The organism is Streptomyces sp. NPDC005195 (assembly GCF_040608315.1).
Classification (GTDB): Bacteria; Actinomycetota; Actinomycetes; order Streptomycetales; family Streptomycetaceae; genus Streptomyces; species Streptomyces kaempferi.
The window spans coordinates 177,145-195,692 of record NZ_JBEXHZ010000004.1 but is presented as its reverse complement, the minus strand read 5'-3'; the positions used below and the strand labels follow the sequence as shown (position 1 = coordinate 195,692).

The 18,548-nt window shown below is 69.4% G+C and carries 16 protein-coding genes; 5 read left to right on the top strand and 11 right to left on the bottom strand.

The window, feature by feature from the left end; all coding sequences use genetic code 11:
- Positions 1-18: 18 nt before the first annotated feature.
- Positions 19-432, top strand: a complete 414-nt coding sequence (locus tag ABZV34_RS07160) for a TIGR03618 family F420-dependent PPOX class oxidoreductase (protein ID WP_356272106.1) — start codon at positions 19-21, stop codon at positions 430-432.
- A gap of 170 nt (positions 433-602) precedes the next feature.
- On the opposite strand, the gene ABZV34_RS07155 is transcribed toward ABZV34_RS07160, so the two are convergent.
- Positions 603-899, bottom strand: a complete 297-nt coding sequence (locus ABZV34_RS07155) for a (2Fe-2S)-binding protein (RefSeq protein WP_356272341.1) — start codon at positions 897-899, stop codon at positions 603-605.
- A gap of 40 nt (positions 900-939) precedes the next feature.
- Positions 940-1,191, bottom strand: coding sequence for a hypothetical protein (locus tag ABZV34_RS07150; protein WP_356272104.1), 252 nt, complete (start codon positions 1,189-1,191; stop codon positions 940-942).
- A gap of 143 nt (positions 1,192-1,334) precedes the next feature.
- Here ABZV34_RS07150 and ABZV34_RS07145 point away from each other — a divergent pair, with 143 nt between their 5' ends.
- Positions 1,335-2,318, top strand: coding sequence for a helix-turn-helix transcriptional regulator (locus tag ABZV34_RS07145; protein WP_356272102.1), 984 nt, complete (start codon positions 1,335-1,337; stop codon positions 2,316-2,318).
- On the opposite strand, the gene ABZV34_RS07140 is transcribed toward ABZV34_RS07145, so the two are convergent.
- The 8 genes from ABZV34_RS07140 to ABZV34_RS07105 form a co-directional block, all read right to left on the bottom strand.
- Entirely contained in the window at positions 2,281-3,315 is a 1,035-nt protein-coding gene (locus tag ABZV34_RS07140; RefSeq protein ID WP_356272100.1) for a helix-turn-helix transcriptional regulator, read from the bottom strand. The two genes, ABZV34_RS07145 and ABZV34_RS07140, sit on opposite strands and share 38 nt — an antisense overlap.
- 672 nt (positions 3,316-3,987) lie before the next feature.
- A complete protein-coding gene (locus ABZV34_RS07135) occupies positions 3,988-4,518 on the bottom strand; it encodes a hypothetical protein (protein ID WP_356272098.1) in 531 nt (176 codons plus the stop codon).
- A 114-nt stretch (positions 4,519-4,632) separates the two neighbouring features.
- On the bottom strand, positions 4,633-5,760 hold the full coding sequence (locus tag ABZV34_RS07130; protein ID WP_356272096.1) for a substrate-binding domain-containing protein: 1,128 nt from the start codon (positions 5,758-5,760) through the stop codon (positions 4,633-4,635).
- Positions 5,761-6,524: 764 nt separating this feature from the next.
- Complete coding sequence (locus tag ABZV34_RS07125; RefSeq protein ID WP_356272094.1) at positions 6,525-6,971, bottom strand: helix-turn-helix domain-containing protein; 447 nt, start codon at positions 6,969-6,971, stop codon at positions 6,525-6,527.
- A 4-nt stretch (positions 6,972-6,975) separates the two neighbouring features.
- Positions 6,976-8,163, bottom strand: a complete 1,188-nt coding sequence (gene dnaJ, locus ABZV34_RS07120) for a molecular chaperone DnaJ (RefSeq protein WP_356272092.1) — start codon at positions 8,161-8,163, stop codon at positions 6,976-6,978.
- A 33-nt stretch (positions 8,164-8,196) separates the two neighbouring features.
- Positions 8,197-8,859 (bottom strand): nucleotide exchange factor GrpE, encoded by a 663-nt coding sequence (gene grpE, locus ABZV34_RS07115; RefSeq protein ID WP_356272090.1) that lies wholly within the window; start codon positions 8,857-8,859, stop codon positions 8,197-8,199.
- Complete coding sequence (gene dnaK / locus ABZV34_RS07110) at positions 8,856-10,697, bottom strand: molecular chaperone DnaK (protein ID WP_356272088.1); 1,842 nt, start codon at positions 10,695-10,697, stop codon at positions 8,856-8,858. Before dnaK ends, grpE begins: the two co-directional genes overlap by 4 nt.
- Positions 10,698-10,792: 95 nt before the next feature.
- The gene (locus tag ABZV34_RS07105) at positions 10,793-11,812 is read right to left on the bottom strand and encodes an MraY family glycosyltransferase (RefSeq protein ID WP_356272086.1); all 1,020 of its coding nucleotides are present in this window, start codon (positions 11,810-11,812) and stop codon (positions 10,793-10,795) included.
- A 233-nt stretch (positions 11,813-12,045) separates the two neighbouring features.
- Between ABZV34_RS07105 and ABZV34_RS07100 the strand changes: the two genes are divergently transcribed.
- From ABZV34_RS07100 to ABZV34_RS07090, 3 genes are all read left to right on the top strand, one after another.
- Positions 12,046-14,328, top strand: a complete 2,283-nt coding sequence (locus ABZV34_RS07100; protein ID WP_356272085.1) for a (Fe-S)-binding protein — start codon at positions 12,046-12,048, stop codon at positions 14,326-14,328.
- A 305-nt stretch (positions 14,329-14,633) separates the two neighbouring features.
- Positions 14,634-16,139: an FG-GAP and VCBS repeat-containing protein gene (locus ABZV34_RS07095; protein ID WP_356272083.1), complete on the top strand. Its 1,506-nt coding sequence runs from the start codon at positions 14,634-14,636 to the stop codon at positions 16,137-16,139.
- Positions 16,140-16,471: 332 nt separating this feature from the next.
- Positions 16,472-17,503 carry a Yip1 family protein gene (locus ABZV34_RS07090; protein WP_356272081.1) on the top strand — a complete coding sequence of 344 codons (1,032 nt, stop codon included), beginning with the start codon at positions 16,472-16,474 and terminating at the stop codon, positions 17,501-17,503.
- A 786-nt stretch (positions 17,504-18,289) separates the two neighbouring features.
- On the opposite strand, the gene ABZV34_RS07085 is transcribed toward ABZV34_RS07090, so the two are convergent.
- A partial coding sequence (locus tag ABZV34_RS07085; RefSeq protein ID WP_356272079.1) for a hypothetical protein occupies positions 18,290-18,548 on the bottom strand: 259 nt, incomplete at its 5' end.

Below are 18,548 nucleotides of genomic sequence, written 5' to 3'. Positions count from 1 at the left end.
CGGGCTACATTTCGGACCATGGCCGCATATCCGGTGGACCCGCACGATCCCGATCCCGCCTACCTCGCCTTCTGGCGGGAGCGGCACCTGTGCACCCTGACCACTCTCCGCGCGGACGGCAGCCCGCACGTCGTTCCCGTCGGGGTCACCTACGATCCGGGGGCCGGGCTGGCCCGGGTCATCACCGGCGGGTCCAGCGCGAAGGTGGGGCACGTGACGGCCGCCGGGCCCGGCGGCGCCCGGGTCGCGGTCTGCCAGGTGGACGGACGGCGGTGGGCGACGCTGGAGGGGCGCGCGACCGTCTCCGCCGAACCGTCGCGCGTCGCGGAGGCGGTGCGGCGGTACGCGGAGCGGTACAAAAGGACGCCTTCGCCCAACCCGGCCCGGGTGGTGATCGAGATCAGACTGACCTCGGCGCTGGGGCGCGGCTGATTCCGCCGGACGGTCGGTTCCGGCCTCCGCGACGGAGGCCGCACCGGGGGACGAGGCTCCGATACCAGGATGTTTCGCCCAAAACTGCAGCGGCGTCACCGTGTTCAGGTCACGGTGACGCCGCTGCGGGGGGAAGTACCTGCGCGATCTACTACGACGGGGGAATCGCGTCAGGCACTGCGGGGGGTGGCTGAGATGGTCTGTACGTCCGGGGCTTCCGGCTCGGCCAGCTGATGGTCACGCTGATCGAGGTTCACAAAGATCATTCCGTACCGGATGGCACATCGCACCGGCTGCGGCGCGCCGCGCGGCCGTCGCAGACACCGGTACGCCCGTAGGTCCTCGTCCTCGTCCCGGGTGACGACGACCGGCTCTCCGAACACGGTCACCATCAGCGAATCCCCGGTGTGCGGGATCGCGGTCGCCAGGTCGATGAAGTGCCAGCCGGAGCGGTAGGCGGTGGCCATCTCGCGTCGGAAGGAGCGGTCGTCGGGGGGCGTCGTCACGTCAACTCCCGGAGCCGTCATCCGCCGCCGGAGTCACCACCACGTCGTTCGGGGTTGGCGCCGGCCAGTGACTGTCCGCCAGGACACTGTCCACGGCCACCGACGGCCAGTGACTGTCCGCCAGCACACTGTCCGCGGCCACCGACGGCCAGTGACTGTCCGCCAGCACATCGCCCTTCGCCCCGGAGAGGCCGCCCACTGCTCCGAATGCCACCACGGCGGAGAAGGCGGCGACAAGCACCGAGCGAAGCATTTTGTTACGCATAGTCGGCTTCGTCCTCACTTGAAAGTCCCGTCTTCCCCCGTCGAATAAGACGATGGCTCATTCGGGCACGTCGTGGCCACATAATCGATGCATCATGTTCCTGCACGTTCAGGACCCTGGGGGGTGGAGTTTTGGTGACACATCAGTCGAATGCGACACATCCCCACAGTGTGACCCGGCTGTGCGAGGACGGAGGCCGTCTTTACGCGACCGCGCTGCGCACAGGACGTATCGCGCGCGCCGACGTGGAGCCCGCCCCCTGCTTGATGGAACTCTCGCTCCTCCACCCCGATCCCGACGACGCGAACTGGCTGCGACCGGTGCCCCCTTCGGTGGCCCTCGCCCAGCGACTCAACCCCATAGAGCACGAGATCACCGAACGCAGACGCCTCTCCGTCGAGTTGAGTGACGCCTTTGAGCCGTTCATGGCTCTCAGCGTCCAGGGAACGACGCCCACCCCCTCCATCACGGTGCTGGAGGGCGGCGACCGCATCAACGCGGCGCTGAACCTGGCGACCGCACAGTGCCAGCACGAGATGCTCACGATCCAGCCGAGCGACCGCGGCTCCGAGCGCAGTCTCCTCCAGGGACTGGAGCGCGACCGGCCGCTGATCGAACGTGGTGTGAAGATCCGGACGCTGTATCAGCACACCGCCCGCCACAGTCCGGACAAACTGGCGTACGTGGCCCAGCTCTCCGACGGCAAGGTCGAGTACCGCACCATCGACGAGCTGGTGGAGCGCCTCATCGTCTGTGACGAGAGCGTCGCCTTCATTCCCACCCGCGACGACCAGCAGGTCGCCCTGGAACTGCGCCACCCCGGACTCGTCCGCTACCTGATCAAGGTCTTCGAGTTCATCTGGGGCCGCGCCGTCCCGCTCTCCGCCGGCGCCCCCTACGAGAGCGCCCCGGGCGGCATCACCAACATCCAGTACTCCATCGCCAAACTCCTGGTGGAGGGTCACGTCGACGAGGCCATCGCCCGCCGCCTCGGCATGAACGTCCGCACCTGCCGCGCCCATGTCGCCAAGCTGGCCACCTCGCTCGGCAGCGGCAGCCGGGCGCAACTCGGCTATCTCATCGCCCAGTCGGGGATTCTGGACCAGGAGCACTGACCGGCAGCGGCTCCGGGGAGCGCGGCGGCCCGTCGAGCCCCGCCTGCGCGATCCGGACGCCCAACTGCGTACGGCTCGCCGCTCCCAGGGTCTCCGAGAGGCGCGCGATGTGCGCCCGGCAGGTCCGCACGCTGATCCCCAGCCGCTCGGCGACCACCGCGTCCTGGTGTCCCTCGGCGAGCAGCGCGGCGATCGAACGCTCGCGATGGGTGATGCCGTCGATGCCGGTCTCCGGCAGCGGGGCGGCGAGCGGGATCGCCAGCCGCCACAGCCTCTCGAAGACCGTCACCAGGTAGTCGACCAGCGCCGGGTGCCGCAGCTCCAGCGCGATCGTGCGGTCGTCGTTGGCCGGGATGAACGCCACCTTGCGGTCGAAGAGGATGAGCCGCTCCACCACCTCGTCGAGCGTCCGGGCCTCCGCCGCGCCCCCCATCATCTCCATGTAGTTGTGCAGGCCCTGGCCGTGCCGTGCCACATGCGTGTACAGGTCCCGCATCCGCACGCCCCGCCTGCGCATCTCCAGCGCCCGGTGCAGGCCCTCCGACAGCTCGTCCTCGCGGCGGATGCCGCCCGGCTGCACCGTCAGCACCTCGCTGGTGCACGCCTCGGTCGCCTCGTCCATCGCGGCCCGGATCCTGGGCAGCCCGTCGAGGACACGGATCGCGACCCCCTCGGCCCGCGCCTGCACGCGGCCACCGAGCCCGGCGTACCACTCGAACGCCGTCACCGCGTCGCCCACCCGCGTCTGACTCGCGCTGATCTCCTCGTACACACCCCGGATCAGCCGCGTCATGACCTCCTGCGGCGAGGTCGGCACCAGCCACCCCATGTCGTCGGGGTCCGGGTGCAGCAGCGCCAGCTCGACCAGGCAGGGCACCGCCTCCGCGTCACCGCGCGGCACCCGCCCGCGCCGCACGGCCCGGGAGTACACCCGGTCCCCGGCGTCGCACAGTCGGTCAGCGCCGTGCGGATGCCTGTCCGCCCCGTGCCCGGCCATCTCCCACCCCTGGCTCCAACCTCCGGCTCCGGCAACCTCCGTGATGCGACGCTGCGCACCGTCCACGGCGGAGCACTTCCGCACTGCGGGACCCGTGGCCCGCGTCTTCCGCAGCGCAACTATGCGCGGCCCCGACCGCCATCGCAACACGGGCACGACCCCGGCGCGCCCCCTCTCGCCCGCATACGTCCGGACATTTACCCACCTCCGCACGGCGCCCTGCAACTACATGACGGCGACACCGCTCCACCCCGTGCCGCCGGAGCCCGCCGCGGGCGCGATCATGCCGAGGTGACCCCGCGCGCGGGCATCCACCCCGGGAGGGAGCGGCGGACCGGCGGAGGTGCCGGTGAGTTCCCCGGGGCGGCGTGCGGCACGGCCCGGGAGGTGGCGCGCGGGGACGGCCCCGGGGGCGCGTACGGCCTGAGGGGGCGCGTATGGCCTGGGGGTGCGCACAACCCCTGGGGCGGCACGGGCGCCGGCTACGGGGCCTCCGGAGGCGCAACGAGTGCGCGGGGCGCGTTCAGCCGCGCCCGGACCGGTGACCGCCGCCCCGAACGCGAAGCCCCGGGCGGGGACTTCGGGGACGGTGGCTCCGGCAGTCTCCCGGGAGAGCGCCACCCCGGCACCGCGCTCACCACCTCCACCTCCCGCTCCCGCGGGGGGCTCGCCTCAGACAGCCGTGGCCCAGCTCCTGAGGAGCGCCTCCCGGGCGGCCCGCCAGGGTGTGACACCGTCGCCCTCGGCGCTCCCCCACTCCAACAGGCGTGCCACGTGCGCCGTGCCCTCGACGAAGCGGTTCAACAGGTCCAGCGACAGCTCGTACTCGGACTGCACATAGCCCCCGACGGCCGCCGCGTACACCGTCAGTTCGGCCTTCTCCTCGTCCGTGCCGACATGGAGTCCGAAAGCGGGCGGTGCCTCACCGCCGCCCGTCGCCAGGTCGAGGACCGTGTCCGTCACGCTGTTGACGAGCCATCGGGTACTGGAGCGCACCTGCACGTCGTGCACGGTGAGCGCGCGCACGTCCCGCCACGCCCAGAAGCCCCTGTGGTCCGTGCCCACCGCCTCGAGGCCCTCGGGAGTGAGCCGTACCCCGCGCCCGCTCCCCGCGGGCTCGGCACCCACGTACACACTCTTCCCGGTGATCCAGAACAGGCCGATCATGGCCACGGGCGCCTCCAGTACGAACGCGTCGGGCACGGTCTCCCGGTGAGAGCCCGACCGGCCCGGAACGGTTCATCCGGGCCGTGAGATACGTACGCGCGGGAGTCCCCGGCCGGGGACTCCCGCGCGTACGCGGCAGGACGGGAACGGCTACTTGATGTGGGCCGCCGTACAGGCCGCCTTGTACTTGACCGTGCAGATCTCCGCGACGGTGTAGATGTCGTCCTGGAGGACCGTCTCCTTGATGTTGTCCTTGGTCAGGGCGACCACGGGCATGAGCTGGGACGGGATCTTCTTGGTCGTGGGGCTGTCGACCCTGTCGCGGGTCAGCGCGTCGAACTCGATCCCGCGGCCCTGGACCTTGGCCACGGCCATCTCGGCGGCGGCGGTGGCCTCCTGCGGGTACGACTTGTAGACGCTCATGTACTGGTCGCCCGCGAGGATCCGCTGCACCGCGTCGAGCTCGGCGTCCTGGCCGGTGACCGGCGGCACGTTGCTGATACCCATGGTCTTCATGGCGTCGATGACCGCGCCCGCGATGCCGTCGTTGGCGGAGTAGACACCGGCGATGTTGTTGATGCCGATGGCCGAGATCGCCTCCTCCATGTTGGACTTGGCGTGGGCCGGGTCCCAGTCCTTGGTGTCGTACCGCCGGGCGATCTCGACCTTGCCGTCGAGCACGGACATGGCGCCCGCCTTGAACTGCGCCGCGTTCGGGTCGGTGAGCGCGCCGTTCATCATCACGATCTGCTTCGTGGCGGCGCTGGTTCCCAGCGCCTTCAGCAGTTCCTTGCCCTGCACCTCTCCGACGAGCTCGTTGTCGAAGGAGATGTACGCGTCGATCGGGCCCTCGGCCAGGCGGTCGTAGGCGATGACGGGGATGCCCGCGGCCTTGGCCTTGCGCACCCCGCTCGCGATGGCCTTGGAGTCGACCGCGTCCACGAGGAGGACGTCGACCTTGTCGTCCACCAGTTGCTGCAGCTGGGTGCTCTGCTTGCTCGCGCTCTGCTCGGCGTTCAAGCGGATGACATCGCCCTTGCCGTTGGTCAGCTTTCGGACCTGCTCCTGGATGATCGGGTAGTCGAACTTCTCGTAACGCGTGTTTGCCTTCTCGGGGAGAAGGAGACCCACCTTGATGTCGTCGCCCTTGGTCGGGCTCGCCTTGGAGTCGCTGCCGCCGATCCCGTCGACGACCCCGCAGCCGGCGAGTGAGACGGCCATCGCGGACGAGGCCAGGGCTATGGCCGTACGACGAAGCCGGGTGTTACGAGTGTTCACATCAGGTGCCTTCCGGGCGAGGTAGCTGCATTGCGACCCAGGTGGCTGAAAGCCAACGCGGCGATCACCTCAGCGTCAAGGAGTAACCACTTAACGAGATGGCAACAGCGTTCTGTGTTCCCCAAGTGAACACGATGGGAAGAGCGTGTACCTCCACTTCCACGTAAACCCTGCGGCGCGCTTCGTTCCCCCACACCCCGTCAGGGCCGGACAACCCCCGCCTCCGACCTGGAGACTTGAAGATGGCCGAGTATCACCGCAGCTCCGGAGGGGCGAGCGTGAGCCCGGCCCGACACGACGGGACGGCCCCCGCCGAGGCCGCAGTGATCTGCGTCACTCGCGAACGCGCCCGTCGCCCGCATCGCACAACTCCGGCCGCAATGACCGACTATGTCGCGCCCGCCTACAAACGGCAGTTCACCTGAACGTCGCTTTGTGGGGCACACCGAAGAAAACGGACCGCGGCGTTCACGGCGCGGACTTGGCCGATTCGGCCCCCTCCCGGCGACACCCGCGGGACCGGCCTCCACCGGGACGTCACCAGCGCCCGGAGACAGACCGTCGGCCTCACTCGTTCCCGGCGGCAAACCCCTTCGCCTCGATCGCACCGCGCGGGCCCTCTCCCGCGGACGTCGGGTGCGGCCGCGTCCCGCAGACAACTCGCGCGCCCGGCGGAACACTTCACGGGACGTGCGCGCCCCGGCCGCGGACACGCGACGGGGCCGGGAGGTGATCCACCTCCCGGCCCCGTCGACGATCGGGAACTACTCCGACGACCGCTTCGGCCGCCACACCACCAGCGCGCTCGTCTGCTGGACCTCCTGGTACGGGACCAGGTCCCGGCGGTAGGAGGCGTGCACGGCGGCCTCACGCTGCTGCATGGCGGCCGCCGCGCCGTCCAGGGCCGACTCCATTTCCACGACACGGGACTGGAGAGCGGCGACCTGGTTCTCCAGCTCGATGATGCGTTTGATGCCCGCCAGGTTGATGCCCTCGTCCTGCGACAACTGCTGGACGGTGCGCAGCAGTTCGATGTCGCGGGCCGAGTAGCGCCGGCCGCGCCCGGCGGTGCGGTCCGGGGAGACCAGTCCGAGGCGGTCGTACTGGCGGAGGGTCTGCGGGTGCAGGCCGGAGAGCTGGGCCGCCACCGAGATGACGTAGACCGGGGTCTCCTCGGTCAGTTCATAGGGGTTTCGACGACGGCCGTCCATCTGCTCATACTCCCTTCGCGGCCTGGAACAGCTCCGCCCGCGGGTCCTCGTCCGCGGTTGCCTCGCGATACGCCTCCAGGGCGTCACGCGCCTTGCCCGACACGTCCGTGGGGACCGCGACCTCGACGGTGACGAGGAGGTCGCCGCGGGTGCCGTCCTTGCGGACCGCGCCCTTGCCGCGGGCCCGCATCGTACGGCCGTTGGGCGTGCCCGGGGGCAGTTTCAGGGTGACCGGGGGGCCGCCCAGAGTGGGTACCCGCACCTCGCCGCCGAGGGCCGCCTCCGCGAAGGTGACGGGCACGGCGACGGTGAGGTTGTCGCCCTTGCGGCCGAAGACCGGGTGGGCGTCCACATGGACCGTGACGTACAGGTCGCCGGCCGGCCCGCCCCGTTCGCCGGGGCCGCCCTTGCCGCGCAGCCGGATCCGCTGCGAGTCGGTGACGCCCGCCGGGATGCGGACCTGCATCGTGCGCGACGACTTGGCGCGACCGCTGCCCGAGCACTCCATGCAGGGGTGCTCGGCGATCAGACCGCGGCCCTTGCAGTCCGGGCAGGGGTCCGTGAGCGAGAACCCGCCGCCGGAGCCCCGCGCCACCTGGCCGGTGCCGACGCAGGTCGGGCACACACGCGGGGTGCCGTTCTTGTCGCCGGTGCCCGAACAGGCCTTGCAGGGCGCCTGGGAGGTCATGCGCAGCGGGACGGTCGCGCCGTCCACCGCCTCCGTGAAGCTCAGCGTCACTTCGGTGTCGATGTCCTGGCCGCGCCGGGGCTGGGTCCGGGTGCCGGTGCCCGCGCCACTGCGGTTGAACAGGCCACCGAAGACGTCGCCTATGCCGCCGCCGAAGCCGCCCGCCCCGCCGCCCGCCCCGCCCTGGGCGCCGCCTCCGAAGAGGTCACCCAGGTCGAAGTTGAAGTTGCCGCCGCCCGCTCCGGGCCCCGGACGGAAGCCGCCGTTGCCGAAGAGGGCGCGTGCCTCGTCGTACTCCTTGCGCTTCTTGGCGTCCCCGAGGATGTCGTTCGCCTCGGAGATCTCCTTGAAGCGCTCCTCGGCCTTGGCGTTGCCCTTGTTGGCGTCCGGGTGGAACTCGCGGGCGAGCTTCCGGTACGCCTTCTTGATCTCGGCCTCGGTGGCGTCCTTGGGGACGCCGAGAACCTTGTAGTAGTCCTTCTCGATGAAGTCCTTGGTGCTCATCCTCGACGTCCCTCCTTCCTCGTCGTGTCAACGTCAGCCCTCGTCCGGGCCACCGCTCTCCTTGTCCTCGGCCGCCTCAGCCGTCGTGTCGTCGGACTTGACGGACTGTGCGCCGGGCTGGGGCTCCGCGACCGCCACCCGCGCGGGGCGGATGGTGCGCTCGCCGAAGCGATACCCGGGCTGGAGAATCGCCACGCACGTCGTCTCCGTGACGTCCGGCGCGTACGAGTGCATCAGGGCCTCGTGGATCATCGGGTCGAAGGGCTCGCCCTCCTTGCCGAACTGCTGAAGCCCCATCTTCGCCGCGATGGTCTCCAGCGACTCGGCCACCGACTTGAAACCGCCGACCAGTTCGCCGTGTTCCCGCGCGCGGCCGATGTCGTCGAGGACGGGCAGGAGCTCGGTCAGGAGGCTCGAGACCGCGAGCTCCTTGACCGCGATCCGGTCGCGCTCGACCCGGCGGCGGTAGTTCTGGTACTCGGCCTGGAGCCGCTGGAGGTCCGCGGTGCGCTCACCGAGCGCCGTGCGTACCTGGTCCAGCTGGGCCGTCAGGCCGGCGGTCTGTGCTGCGGCTGATGCGTCCCCGGCCGGGGGCGCCCCCTCCGCGGAGGGGGCGCCCTTCGGCTCGGCGTCGTCAGGGGTGGCGCCGGAGGGGACGTCAGGCTTCTCTTCGAAGCCCGGGGTCTCCTCCGTCACGCGGCACCGTCCTTGCGGTCCTCGTCGACGATCTCGGCGTCCACGACGTCGTCGTCGGCCCTGGCCTGCTCGGCACCCTCGGCGCCACCGCCGGCCTGCGCGGCCTGGGCGTCGGCGTACATGGCCTGGCCCAGCTTCTGCGAGACGGCGGCGACCTTCTCGGTGGCCGTACGGATCTCGGCGGAGTCCTCGCCCTTGAGCGCGGCCTTCAGCTCCTCGACGGAGGCCTCGACCTCGGCCTTGACGTCACCGGGGACCTTGTCCTCGTTGTCCTTGAGGAACTTCTCCGTCTGGTAGACGAGCTGCTCGCCCTGGTTGCGGGTCTCGGCGGCCTCGCGGCGGGCGTGGTCCTCCTCCGCGTACTTCTCGGCCTCTTCACGCATCCGGTTGACCTCGTCCTTCGGCAGCGAGGAGCCACCGGTGACGGTCATCTTCTGCTCCTTGCCCGTGCCCAGGTCCTTCGCGGTCACGTGCATGATGCCGTTGGCGTCGATGTCGAAGGCGACCTCGATCTGCGGGACGCCGCGGGGCGCCGGCGGCAGACCGGTCAGCTCGAACATCCCGAGCTTCTTGTTGTACGCCGCGATCTCGCGCTCGCCCTGGTAGACCTGGATCTGCACGGACGGCTGGTTGTCCTCGGCGGTGGTGAAGATCTCGGACCGCTTGGTCGGGATCGTCGTGTTCCGCTCGATGAGCTTCGTCATGATGCCGCCCTTGGTCTCGATGCCGAGGGACAGCGGGGTCACGTCGAGGAGCAGGACGTCCTTGACCTCACCCTTGAGGACACCGGCCTGCAGGGCGGCGCCGATGGCGACGACCTCGTCCGGGTTGACACCCTTGTTGGCCTCGTTGCCGCCGGTCAGCTCCTTGACGAGCTCGGCGACGGCCGGCATACGGGTGGAGCCACCGACGAGAACGACGTGGTCGATCTCGGACAGGTTGATGCCCGCGTCCTTGATGACGTTGTGGAACGGCGTCTTGCAGCGCTCCAGAAGGTCGGCGGTGAGCTGCTGGAACTGGGCGCGCGTGAGCTTCTCGTCCAGGTGCAGCGGGCCCTCGGCGGACGCCGTGATGTAGGGCAGGTTGATCGAGGTCTCGGTGGACGAGGACAGCTCGATCTTGGCCTTCTCCGCGGCCTCACGGAGGCGCTGGAGGGCCATCTTGTCCTTGGCGAGGTCCACGCCGTGGCCGGACCTGAACTGCTGCACCAGGTAGTCGACGACCCTCTGGTCCCAGTCGTCACCACCGAGGTGGTTGTCGCCGTTCGTGGCCTTCACCTCGACGACGCCGTCGCCGATCTCCAGGAGGGACACGTCGAAGGTGCCGCCACCGAGGTCGAAGACGAGGATCGTCTGGTCGTCCTTGTCCAGGCCGTACGCGAGCGCGGCGGCCGTGGGCTCGTTGACGATACGCAGGACGTTCAGGCCCGCGATCTCGCCGGCCTCCTTCGTCGCCTGACGCTCGGAGTCGTTGAAGTACGCCGGAACGGTGATGACCGCGTCCGTGACCTTCTCGCCCAGGTACGCCTCGGCGTCGCGCTTCAGCTTCTGCAGGATGAAGGCGCTCATCTGCTGCGGGTTGAAGTGCTTCCCGTCGAGCTCGATCTTCCAGTCCGTACCCATGTGACGCTTCACCGAGCGGATGGTCCGGTCCACGTTCGTGACCGCCTGGCGCTTGGCGACCTCGCCGACGAGCACCTCACCGTTCTTGGCGAAGGCGACGACGGACGGCGTGGTCCTGGCACCCTCGGCGTTGGTGATGACGGTGGGCTCGCCGCCCTCCAGAACGCTGACGACGGAGTTAGTCGTGCCCAGGTCGATGCCGACCGCACGTGCCATTTCAATTCCTCCAGCAATGACTTGAGTGGAACGGACTCAAGTGTGCACGACGTCCCGCTCCCGGTCAACAGAGCTGAGTCGAGGGGGCTCAAGTCTTATCTGTTCCTTACACGCAGGTGCGCGCCTACCTGCGGTTTTCCCGGGAGGATCGCCCCATGGGCGGGAACACGAAGGAGCACCAGGACCACCCCCGCGGCGCCGCCGGCCACCCACAGGGCCGCCGTCGCCCCCACCCACCCCAGGTCGATCAGCATGCCGACGAGTGCACCCGCGAAGCCGGTGATCCCGACGAGGACCACGGCGCCCTGCGCGGTGACGCCGAGGTGGCGCAGCCGGTGGACGAGGTGGTCAGGAGCGCCGCTCAGCAGCGGACGCCCGGCCCGCTGCCGCGACACCAGCACGAGCGCCGCGTCGGCGGTCGCCACCGCCGTCAGCGCGAACACGGCCCCCACGCTCGACCCGGCCTCCCGGTCCGCGTGCACCAGCACCGCGGCCGAGGCCAGCACGAACCCGGCGAACAGGCCGCCACAGCGCCCCGGCACGATCCGGGCGGGCGGCCAGCCGTGCATCAGGAACCCGGTCAGCGCGGCGGCCAGCACGCTCAGCAGCGTCGCGAGCCCGTCCATGACCTCGGCGGCCGCGCACCCGCTCAGGGCGAAGGCGGTCACCACGGCGACCGTCCCCATCACTCCGTCGGCGTGATCGAGGGAGGTGAAAGCGTGCGTGACGAGGACGACCCACCCGACGGCCACGACCCCCACGGGCAGTCCGAGTTCACCGAACGGCACGGTCAGCGCGGCGGCGGTGGTCACGACGGCCACCCGCACCGGGAGCGGTACGGGTCTCAGGTCGGCGACGAGCCCGAGGACACCGACCACCGTCCCGGCCACCAGCAGCCGCCCGGCCGCGGGGCCCAGCGGGGCCACGTCGGTCCAGTCACCGGCCCCGGCGACGAACGCCGTCGCCACGATCACCGCCGGGCCGCCGAGCAGCGCGACCAGGCGCCCCCGCCGTCGTTCGACGGAACCGAGGCGCAGGGAGAGCGGCCGCAGCAGCGCGGCGAGCAGGGCGGCGAGGAACAGGGCGGCGATGGCGGCGACGATTCCGTACAGCACAGCGCCAACTTAGGGTTGAATGTCTGGAATGTACCGCAGATAACACGATCGGGTTTACGTGTCGACCTCTCGACCCCGGGAAGAGACACCCCCGTCAGGCAACCCTCAGCGACGCAGATCACCGCACCCCTGGCTACAGTGCGGCGCAAGAAGTGGGTAGTCTCAGACGGACTGCATAAGTTACCGCTTAGTAATCACACAAAGCCCCACCTCGCAGGCCCGAGGAGCCCCCAATGCAACTCGCCGCGATCATTGTGTCGCTGACCCTGACCGTGGTCGGCGTTGCGCTCATCGCCCGAGCCGTCGCGCAGATCTACCGGTTCATCAAGCTCGGCCAGCCCCTCCCGGCCGGATCCCGGACCGACGCCTGGAAGGCCCGCAGCATCACGCTGGCCAAGGAGTTCGTCGGCCACACCCGGATGAACCGGTGGGGGATCGTCGGCGTCGCGCACTGGTTCGTCGCCGTCGGCTTCCTGACCCTCGGCCTGACGATCGTCACGGCCTACGGTCAGCTGTTCAAGGCCGACTGGACGCTGCCCGTCCTCGGCGACTGGCTGCCGTACGAGCTGTACACCGAGTTCATCGCGCTGTTCACGACGCTCGGCATCCTCGTACTGATCGCGATCCGGCAGCTCAACCGGCCGTCGAAGCCGGGCCGCAAGTCGCGCTTCGCGGGCTCCAAGACCGGCCAGGCCTACTTCGTCGAGGCCGTCATCCTCGTCATCGGCCTCGCCATCATGACCCTGCGCGGTCTGGAGGGCGCGATCCACGGCGTCCACCACTACGAAGCCGCGTACTGGGCGTCGTACCCCCTGGTCGCCGCCTTCAAGGGCCTGAGCCTCGGCACCCTGCAGACCCTGGTCTACCTGACCGCCATGATCAAGCTCGGCGTCACCATGGGCTGGGCGATCACGGTCGGCCTCAACACCAACATGGGTGTCGCCTGGCACCGCTTCCTCGCCTTCCCGAACATCTGGTTCAAGCGGAACGCGGACGGCGCCACCGCGCTCGGCGGCCTGCTCCCGATGACCTCCGGCGGCAAGGACATCGACTTCACCGACCCCGGCGAGGACGACGTCTTCGGCGTCTCCCAGGTCGAGCAGTTCTCCTGGAAGGGCCTGCTCGACTTCTCCACCTGCACCGAGTGCGGCCGCTGCCAGTCGCAGTGCCCCGCCTGGAACACGGGCAAGCCGCTCTCCCCCAAGCTGCTGATCATGTCCCTCCGGGATCACGCGCACGCCAAGGCCCCCTACCTGCTCGCGGGTGGCGGCAAGGACATGGAGGGCAACGAGAAGGCCTCGGCCGAGGCCCTCGCGGACGTGCCCGCCGCGGCGCTGGCGGAGGCCGAACGGCCTCTCATCGGCACCGTCGAGGAGAACGGCGTCATCGACCCCGACGTCCTGTGGTCCTGCACCACCTGCGGCGCCTGCGTCGAGCAGTGCCCTGTCGACATCGAGCACATCGACCACATCGTCGACATGCGCCGGTACCAGGTGATGATCGAGAGCGCCTTCCCGTCCGAGGCGGGCACGATGCTCAAGAACCTGGAGAAGAAGGGCAACCCCTGGGGCCTGGCCAAGAAGCAGCGGCTGGAGTGGACCAAGGAGGTCGACTTCGAGATCCCCGTCGTCGGCCGCGACATCGAGGACCTCACCGAGGTCGAGTACCTGTACTGGGTCGGCTGCGCCGGCGCGCTGGAGGACCGCGCCAAGAAGACCACGAAGGCCTTCGCGGAGCTGCTCCACATGGCGGGCGTCAAGTTCGCGATCATGGGCGGCGACGAGAAGTGCACCGGTGACTCCGCCCGGCGCCTCGGCAACGAGCCCCTCTTCCAGGAACTCGGCATGGAGAACGTGGCCGCGCTGAACATGGCGTTCGGCGAGGAGACGGACGACGAGGGCACCACCACGCCCGAGTCGAGGAAGCCGAAGTCGGCGAAGAAGATCGTCGCCACCTGCCCGCACTGCCTCAACACGATCGGCAACGAGTACCCGCAGCTCGGCGGCGACTACGAGGTCATCCACCACACCCAGCTGCTCCAGCACCTCATCGACGAGGGCAAGCTGCTCCCGGTCACCCCGGTCGAGGGTCTGATCACGTACCACGACCCCTGCTACCTGGGCCGCCACAACAAGATCTACACGCCGCCGCGCGAGATCATGTCCGCCGTCCCGGGCCTTCGCCAGCAGGAGATGCACCGCCACAAGGAGCGCGGCTTCTGCTGCGGCGCCGGTGGTGCGCGGATGTGGATGGAGGAGCGGATCGGCAAGCGCATCAACAACGAGCGTGTCGACGAGGCGCTCTCCCTCAACCCGGACATCGTCTCCACCGCCTGCCCGTTCTGCCTCGTCATGCTGACCGACTCGGTCAACGGCAAGAAGAACGACGGCAAGGCCAAGGAGTCCATCCAGGTCGTCGACGTCGCGCAGCTGCTGCTCGACTCCGTCAGGACGCCGGTCGATCCGGCGGGGACCGCGGAAGCCGAGAGCGAGCCGGAGCCCGAGCCGGTGAAGTAGACCGAAGACGCCCCGCGAACGCCGGAGGAGCTGATGACAGCGCCTCCGGCGTTTCGCGTTCTCCCGGGCTCCTCCGCGTCCGGATTGCCTGGAGAGCGACACCGGAGATGAACACCTGACCCGAAGGCTTCGCATCTCCCGCAAGAAGTCCGAACTCCCGTACAACCCTGCTGCCTCCCTGTGGGTCTCCTGTTCGCCGACCGGATCATGAACGCCGGGACGACTCCGGGCGAACGTGAACCGTCCGCACCCCATTGACTGGGAGTGCCCGCCAGGCATTCCCGCATGCCGCAGGAGAACCCCGCATGCACATGCAGCACCCGCACCACCGTTCCCGCGCGCTGCGGCTCGCCCTCGCGACGGCCACCGCGGCCGCCCTGACGGGAGGCCTGCTCACGATCTCGGCCGCGACGGCCACGGCCGCCGACTCCACGACCGTCCCGGCCGCCGACTTCAACGGCGACGGCATCGGCGACGTCGCCTTCTCCGCCGAGGGCGCCTACGTGAGCGGCCACAAGGCAGCCGGCCAGGTCGTCGCCCTCTACGGCACCGCCACCGGCGTGTCGGCCGCCAAGCGCTCCACGATCAGCCAGAACACCGCCGGGGTTCCCGGCACCGCCGAGGCCGGAGACGCCTTCGGCGCGGAGACGGCCTACGCCGACTTCAACGGCGACGGATACGACGACCTCGCCGTGTCCTCTCCGCACGAGAAGTTCGGCACCGACACCGACGCCGGTGGCCTCGCCGTCCTCTGGGGCTCCCCGAGCGGCCTCACCGGCAAGGGCGTGGCCATCGCCGACCCCGCCTCCTCCTCGCACGACCTGTGGGGCAAGAACCTGGCCGCGGGCGACTTCGACGGCGACGGCAAGGCGGACCTGGCCGTCGGAAACACGTCGAGCACGATCTACGTCTACAAGGGCGGCATCACCACCGGCGGCGCGGCCGGCCTCGCCCGGACCACGATCAAGCCCCCGATCCAGTCCGGCGGCAGCGCCCGCGGTCCGATGAACCTCACCGCCGGCGACATCAACGGTGACGGCCGCACCGACCTGGTGGTCGACGGTTTCGAGACCAAGACCGACTACGGCTGGAACACGAACTACTACGTGCCCGGCACGGCGAACGGCCTGAACGTCTCCGCCGCGAAGGCCCTGAAGGCCGGCATCATCACGGCCATCGGCGACATCAACGGCGACGGCTTCGGCGACATCGTCAGCGGCGCGCCCTGGGACAACACCAAGCTCAGCGACGGCACGACCCCTCCGGACTCCGCGTACGGCGGCAAGGTGAACATCACCTACGGTTCCGCGTCCGGCCCCGCCGCGACCGCCGGGATCAGCCAGAACACCGGCAGCGTGCCCGGCACCGCCGAGAAGAACGACAGCTTCGGCTACGAGCTGGACCTCGGCGACATCAACCACGACGGCTACCAGGACCTCGTCGTCAGCACCGCGTACGAGGACCTCGACGGCCACGCGGACGCCGGCATGGTCACCGTCCTGTACGGCTCGGCGCACGGCGTCAACACCTCCTCCGGCGCCCAGGCCTTCGCCCAGAGCACGCCGGGTGTCCCGGGCAACGACGAGAAGGGCGACCTCTTCGGCCTGGACGTGAAGCTCGACGACGTGACCGGCGACGGCCGGGCCGACCTCCTGGTGGGCTCGTACGAGAACGCCGGCGACGGCACGGTCACCTACCTCCCCTCCAACGGCACGAAGATCACCACGACCGGCTCCCGCTCGGTCTGGCCGGCCGACGCGGGCGTCTCGACCACGGGCACCCCGGCCTTCGGCGCCAATTTCGCGGACTGAGTCCGTTCCCGGCGGAAGGGCGCGCTCCGACGGAGGGCGCCCTTCCGCGAAGAACGCGTGGCCGTACGTCCGGCCACGGGCATGGCACGCACGGCCGGCGGGGCATGGCGCGCACGGCTTGCGTGACATGACTCGTGGGCATGCGTGACTCGTACGGCCCATGCGGACGGCACCGAACGGACCGCACACGATTCCTCGCGACGACTCAGGCCGGGTCCCACCCGCGGACCGGCCTGAGCTCCGCCGCCTCGGGCCCCGCCGCACATCCCTCACAAGGCCCCCGTAGAAACCCCGGACAACCCCCGTTCGGCCCTTGTGCGGACCCTTAAGGGATGTCACAGCTCGGACCCAAAGGCCGCCCTACGGGCCCAGGCCCGGCACGTCACTGTGCGGGACCAGGTACGTTCGATTACGTGGCTGGATTCAGGATCGGGCGGGGCCGGGACAACCGGGCCCCGCAAGCGCGACCGCAACAACACCAACCGTCGTACGGGCAGCAGGCCCCGCAGGGAGGCCGGGAGCCGTACGGCTACCCGCCCGCGCCCTCGCGGCAGCAGCAGCCGTACGGGGGTCAGCCCTACGGCGGCAATCAGCAGCCCTACGGCCATGGCCAACAGGGCGGCGGACAGCAGAGTGGCTGGCCCCAGGCCGGCGGCCCCGGTGGCGGTGAGCCGGAGTACTTCGGCGACGGGCACCCGCAGCAGGGACCGGACCCGTACGCGGCGAACAGCCCCGGCCACACCCAGGCGTTCTCTGTCGGTGAGGACCCGTACAGCCAGGGCGAGACCTACCGCGCGGGCCAGGCGGCGGCCCCGCCCGTGGGCCCCCGCCTGCACTGGAAGGACCTGCTGAGGGGCATCGTCATCAGCCCCAAGCAGACGTTCCTGCAGATGCGCGACTACACGATGTGGGCTCCGGCCCTGATCGTGACGTTCCTCTACGGCCTGCTGGCGGTATTCGGCTTCGACGGTGCCCGCCAGGACGTCATCACCGCCACGCTCTCCAACGCCGTCCCGATCGTCCTGACGACGGCTGTGGCGATCGTCATCAGCACGTTCATCCTGGGCGTGGTGACCCACACCCTGGCCCGCCAGCTCGGCGGTGACGGCGCCTGGCAGCCCACGGTCGGCCTCTCCATGCTGATCATGTCCCTCACGGACGCTCCGCGCCTGGTCGTCGCCATGTTCTTCGGCGGCGACGCGTCCTTCGTCCAGCTCCTCGGCTGGGTGACCTGGGTGGGGGCGGGCGCCCTGCTCACCCTCATGGTCAGCAGGTCCCACGACCTGCCTTGGCCGAAGGCCCTGGCCGCGTCGGCGATCCAGCTGATCGCGATCCTGTCGATCATCAAGCTGGGCACGTTCTGACGGACGATCCTCGGCGGCGCCACGCTACGCACGAGAAGGGGCTTCTCCCCCGCCACACGGCACGGGAGGGGCCCCTTTCCCTCTCCTTTCCCGTTCCCGTTGTCTTTCCTGTTGCCGTTGCCGTTGCCGTTGCCGTTGCCGTTGCCGTTGCCGTAAAAGCGCCGAAATCGCACCGGCCGTCGTCGCGGCTCGGTGGGCCGCGAGAAACTCCGGGGCTGCACGGGAGAAAAGACGGACTCCACGAGCATGCCTGGTAATCGTTTCCACGTCTGCCGTCGCCATCCTGCCCAGGGAGACTCAGGATTCGGCGAAGTCGGCGATGAAAGGCTGGTCGAGTGAAGCTCACCAAGCGTATTGCCATGATCAGCGCCGCCGCGACGGCAGCGGTTCTCTTCGGCGCGGAAGGTGTCCGGGCTCAAGGAGACAGGGGGACACCTCCCGGTTCCCGGTAACGCGTCACCTTCAGACCCCCTATCCGATGAGGCCGGGCCAGAGCCTCTACACCAGGGGCTCCTCTCGAACCTGGGCATCACACGAGTCTTCAACTTCCAGGCCCGTTGTCCACCGGGACAGGCCAGACAGGGAAACACCCCTCCGTCAATCAGGACATCAACTGCAATCAGGGCTGAAACGAGAGCCAGTCGGCGCCTGAGCAGGCCGCCCGCCACAGCCCGAGCTCCAGGCGCCGGCGACGTGCTCCCGCGGCAACCTCGCCCCCAGGAGGGCGTGCACGTGAAAGTCCGGCGGTCGGGTGACTTCGTCCACCCGGCCGCCGGACTTTGAGATTCAGCCGTTGTTGTTGTTATTGTTGTTGTTCCCTCCGCCTCCGTTGTTGTTATTGTTGTTGTTGTTGTTCGCTCCACCGCCTCCGTTGTTGTTGTTATTGTTGTTGTTGTTCCCACCCCCGCCGTTGTTGTTGTTATTGTTGTTGTTGTTCGCGCCCCCGCCGTTGTTGTTGTTATTGTTGTTGTTGTTCCCGCCTCCGCCGTTGTTGTTGTTATTGTTGTTGTTCGCTCCGCGGCCTCCGTTGTTGTTGTTATTGTTG